Raw genomic sequence first — 4,915 nt, forward strand, 5'->3', positions numbered from 1 at the left:
CTCCACCGCCGCCGATGGATTGCACGACGATCTCGGCCGAGGCCGCGCCGAGCGACTCGTGACTGACGCTGCCGGGCGTGGTGCGTGCCGGCGTGAGGTCGCAGGCGCGGCAGAAGCGCCACCACAGCTCGTCGGGGTCTCCCCCGGACGGCGGCACCGTCACCAGGCGCACCTGCTCGTGCGACAGCCGCCGCAGGAACCGACGCAGGATCTTCGGGGAGTCCTGGCGGCGCCAGAAGTGGCCCGCCGCCTCCGACGTGAGGTCGGGGTCGGTGACGCCGGCGACCGCGTCGGCGTACTCACCGAGGGTCCAGGTGAAACGCTGGCGCACCGAGCTCTGCCACTGCGCGGGCACCGACCTGGCCAGGTCGCGTGCGGTGAGGACGACCTCGATCCGGACGCCCGGGAACGACTCGACCAGGGCGTCCCACTGGGCCCGACTCGCCTTGTGGAGGTGCTCGCTGGAGACCACCGCCGAGCGTCCTCCCCAGGCGTTGATCTCCTCGCAGAGTCGCTGCCAGCCGGCCGGGAGATCGCCTTGCGAGGGCTTCCACCTGAGCAGCTCGCCGGTCCACTTGCCGACGATCGCGCGGGAGCGGCCGGGCAGCAGCACGCCGTCCTCGGCGAGGGCCTCGCGGTTGGCCCACAGCGAGTCCTGCAGGTAGGTCGACCCCGTCTTGGGAGAGCCGATGTGCAGGTAGACGACGGCCGGAGCCATGAGCGTCCTTTCGCGGGAGAGCAGGAAGGAGGTGCCCAACGGTATCGGAGCACCTACCGACGCCGAGCATCCTCTCTCAGCATGCGTTCAGGTCGTGGGCACGGGCCGGTGCCGCGGGTCGGGCTCCAGCAGCCGGCTCGGGCAGAAGCCCGGCCAGATCGCACGCGTACGACTCGGGTCGAGCAGGTAGTCGGAGTCGACCTGCCAGGTGTGCCCGGTCGGGTTGCGACGCAGCACGTAGCCCAGCCCGTGCGTGCGGTAGACCGCGCCGCCGGCCGCGAGCACCGAGGCGATCAGCTGGGCGTCGACGTACTTCTTGACCGAGCGGAAGCCCCCGACCTCGCGCAGCACCGATCGGTCGAGCAGCATCGTGCCGCCGGCGACGAACTTGGCGTAGAACTCCATCGGGTGCCCACGCTTGACCGTGAGGTCGCGGTCGGTCAGGTAGTGCAGCTCGGCCGGCATCCCCACCAGCTCGGCGCCGGAGTAGCCGCGAGCGCGCAGCAGGTCGGCGACGACGTCGGGGGCGTACCAGTCGTCGTCGTCCATCTTGAGGACGACGTCGCCACCGGCAGCGCGGGCCGCAGCCTCCAAGACGTCGCCGAACATCACGTCTGCCGCGTGCGGCAGCACCTGCACCGCCACGTCAGGACCGACCCGGTCACGCACGCTCTGTGCGTCGACGTCGAAGCCGTGGGGTGCCAGCACCAGCTCGAGTCGCGCCACGCCGCGCTGACGCGCCACCTGGGCGAGCGCGAAGTCGAGCATGTCGGCCCGCCGGGTCGCGAGCAGCACGCTCACCGACGGCTGGGCATCGCTGCCGGACCGCGCCGTGACGAGGTCGTACGCCGCGCGACGCGCGACGAGGCTGTGCTCCTCACGCGCCACCTCATCGTCGAGGTCGACGGGAGCGCCCAGGGCCTGGACGAGCCGCGGGTCGAGCCCCGGAACGAGTCGCGGGTCGGGCCCCGGACCGAGCCCGGCGCCCCCCGACGGGCCGGCGAGCGTCACCGGGACTCCGGCCAGCGCGAGGCCCTCGACCGCGGCGACCACCTGCTGCTCGGAGCCGGGGGCAGGCGCAGCAGGGTCCCAGCGCACGCCACGCGCCTGGCGGAGCGACGCGACCAGCGCGGGGGTCACGCCGGCGGAGATGTCGAGGTCGGCGAGGTCCTGCACCGGCTCCGGCGCCTCGGCGAGGAAACCGATCGGGTTGATCACGCGAGGGTCGAGTGCCCCAGGCGCTCCAGTCGCTCCGGGCAGCACGGGGCGTGCGACGGCCTGACTCCCCCAGGTCGACTGGGCGGCGATCTCGCCGAGCACCGCCGCGACATCGACCGGTTCGGCGAAGCGCAGCACCGTCCACCAGCCCGCCTTGGCCCGGCGCGAGCGCAACGACCGCAGCACCGGCCACTCCGGGCGAGGTACGACGACCGGCGCACCGGCACCCTCACGCAGGAAGACCCCGATCGCGCGGGCGAGCACCCCGTGCGGACACGGCGTCGTCCGCAGCGACGTCACGTCGCGCGCGATCACCGCGACCTGAAGGGCGAGCCCGGGCACGGTGTCGGCCCCGAGCACCGTTGCGCCGGGGTGCAGGTCGAGGAAGCCGCGCACCGGGGGCGGCAGCTGGTCAGTCACCTGCTCAGGACTCGGCTCGGGCGTTCGCTCAGACATGGCCACCCCCGGGCTTGGCGGGCTGATCGGGCTGACCGGACGGGCGTGCACTCCGGATCCCACGCGGGGCGAGCTGCTCATCGATCCGCGTCCAGGCCTCCTCCGAGCCGATCGCCGGTCCGCCGGTGCGCGGGTAGAAAGCCGGCGAGACCTTGGTGCTGGGGCCGAAGCCGGCGTCACGACCGGCGATCCGCGCCGATCCCGCGACCTCGTCGAGGACGGCGTCCAGGTCCTCGTCGAGGCGGACCACGCGGGCCGCACGCTCGACGGCTGCGGTGCGCTCGAGACGCGCCACGGTGCCGTCGCGCAGGTCGATCAGGCGCAGCCCGTCGTGGGTGTGCTCGAGGTGCAGGAGCAGCTCCTCGAGCGCCGCGCGACGGGGGGCGAACGTCGCACCCGGGAGCGTGAGCCGGAACGGCGTGTCGGAGCGACCTGCGGGCAGCGCAGAGAGCAGCCGCACGCGCGGGTCGCTCCCGTAGGTCTGCTGGACGATCCGGGTCGGCAGCGACGGGTCGTCGAGCAACGCCATCCGCTCGTCCGAGAGCGTCGCGAAGTCGCCGAGCAGCGTGACCCGGAGGTCGTGCAACGACGAGGCGAGCACGGCATCGACGGTGGCGACCACGTCGGCGACCTCGAGCTCACGGACGTCGAGCACCACGTCGAGGTAGGGCACCGCATAGGTGCGTCCGGGGCGTCGCTTGGCGCGCAGCACCGGCGAGGCGTCGGCGAAGAAGGGGTCGTTGTAGGCGTTGACCTGCTCGCGACGCTCCATCACGTGCGTCGGGCCGAGGTGCCAGCTCAGCGCCTCACGATCGGGCACGAAGACGCAGCCGACCTCACCGAGCCGGGCGCCGAGCGAGATGTCCTCGCCGAGTCGCAGAGTCGTGTCCATGCCACCGGCTGCGAGATAGGTGTCGCGGCGTACCGACGCGCACGCCCCGGTGTGGGTGCGCAGCGCGAACCAGCCCGCCTCGCGCAGGTCGTCGGTGCGCCCGTAGACCTCCTCGACCCAGGTGTGGGGCGTGCGCTCGTCCTGGCCCCACCACGACCCGACCTCGTCGGCCTCGACCACCGCCCGCACCTCCGCCGGGGTGCGCGCCAGCACCGGCGCCGGGTCGACGAACCACTTGTCGCCCAGGACGGCCACGTGGTCGAGCAGGTGGTGCCAGCGCAGCTGCGCCTCGACCTCGGTGCGCTCGGCGAGCATGTCGGCGTCGAGCCAGTGCAGCACCTCGCCCTCGGCGACCAGAGCGCCCTGGTGACAGGCATTGGCGCGTCCCCAGCCCTGGTCGACGCGGACCAGACGGGTGCGCTCGGGGCGCACCTCCGGCAGCGCGAGGATGCCGGGGCCGTCGTCGACCACGACGACCTCGAGCAGGTGGTCGGGGTAGGACTGAGCGGCGAGGCCTGCCAGCACGTAGGGCAGCAGTCGCCCCGCGTCGTAGGCGGGCACGACGACGCTGACGCTGAGCGTGGGCTCCCACGCGCCGACCTCGGGCACCGCGAGCGAGCCCCACTCGTTGCGGCGCACCCGGGGCAGGCCTGGCTGGCCTGACTGGCCTGACTGGCTTGATTGGCTTGGTCGGTGGGGCTGGTGGCTCATCCGGCGCTCCTCGGTCGGGTGAGGTAGACGAGTCCGCCGGCGGCGACGATCTCGTCGGGGGTGCGGTCGGCGGCGTGCAGGCATGCCCCGGCCGGGACCCCCGCGGACGTGACGGCGGGGGTGACGGCGAGGAAGCACTCGGTCGGGCCGGCGTCGTCGTCCGGCACGACGACGAGGTCGGCGCCGCTGTAGCGGCGTGCGAGCAGCAGGTCTGCGACCACGTCGGGGTCGTCGCTGGTGGTCACCACGTCGGCGGGGTGCTCGACGAACCGGACTCCCGCAGCCTCGGCCAGCCGGCCGCGCCAGGCGGTCGTGGCGTGCGCCTGCAGTGCCTCGCGGCGGCGTCGTACGGAGGCTCGCTCACGCTCACCGGGGTCGTCGACCTGCTCGGTGAGGATGCCGCACATCGCGAGTCCGGCTGCCAGACGCGAGGACGCTCCGGGGGCGAGGCTGACACCCTGGGCATCACGCAGCTCGCGCACCAGGGCCGGCGTGAGGACGGTGTCGGCGGGCAGGTCGACCATCGCGCGGGTCCAGGTGCGCCGGAAGCCGATGGGGTTGTAGATCGCCTCGTCGAGCGGCTCCCCGGCGTCGTCCCGCGAGACGACGGTGGGTGCCCGGCCGGTGACGGGGCTGGTCGGCATGGCGTCAGCGTCGCTCCAGGCACCGGCACCGGCACCGGCGCCGACGAGCACGACGTCCGCAGGCCGCTCGTCGTCGACGTCGTACGCCGGGGCGTACGACGGGTCGGCCGGCGGGACGAGCGCGCCGGCGACGCGCAGCCCGCCGGGGCCGGTGAGCACCGGCGCGGCGGCCGAGCGGGCGAAGGCGACCAGCACCGGCTCGACCTCCAGGCGGGCGGCGAAGTCGAGGCGGGCGCTCGCCAGGCGACCCTCCAGCCGCGCGTCGAGGACGGCCAC

Annotated in this window: 3 protein-coding genes and 1 pseudogene; all 4 read right to left on the reverse strand. The window is 73.8% G+C overall.

Going from position 1 to position 4,915, the window contains the following annotated elements:
- Positions 1 to 757 (reverse strand): annotated as a pseudogene (locus tag VOI19_RS14385) (hypothetical protein); the annotation flags it as partial.
- A gap of 48 nt (positions 758 to 805) precedes the next feature.
- On the reverse strand, positions 806 to 2,356 hold the full coding sequence (locus VOI19_RS14390) for a hypothetical protein (RefSeq protein WP_323793651.1): 1,551 nt from the start codon (positions 2,354 to 2,356) through the stop codon (positions 806 to 808).
- A 28-nt stretch (positions 2,357 to 2,384) separates the two neighbouring features.
- Complete coding sequence (locus tag VOI19_RS14395) at positions 2,385 to 3,923, reverse strand: glycosyltransferase family A protein (protein ID WP_323793652.1); 1,539 nt, start codon at positions 3,921 to 3,923, stop codon at positions 2,385 to 2,387.
- A 68-nt stretch (positions 3,924 to 3,991) separates the two neighbouring features.
- The coding region (locus VOI19_RS14400; RefSeq protein ID WP_323793653.1) for a hypothetical protein at positions 3,992 to 4,915 on the reverse strand (924 nt) is incomplete at its 5' end.

It is taken from the genome of Nocardioides sp. (assembly GCF_034670285.1).
Taxonomy (GTDB): Bacteria; Actinomycetota; Actinomycetes; order Propionibacteriales; family Nocardioidaceae; genus Nocardioides.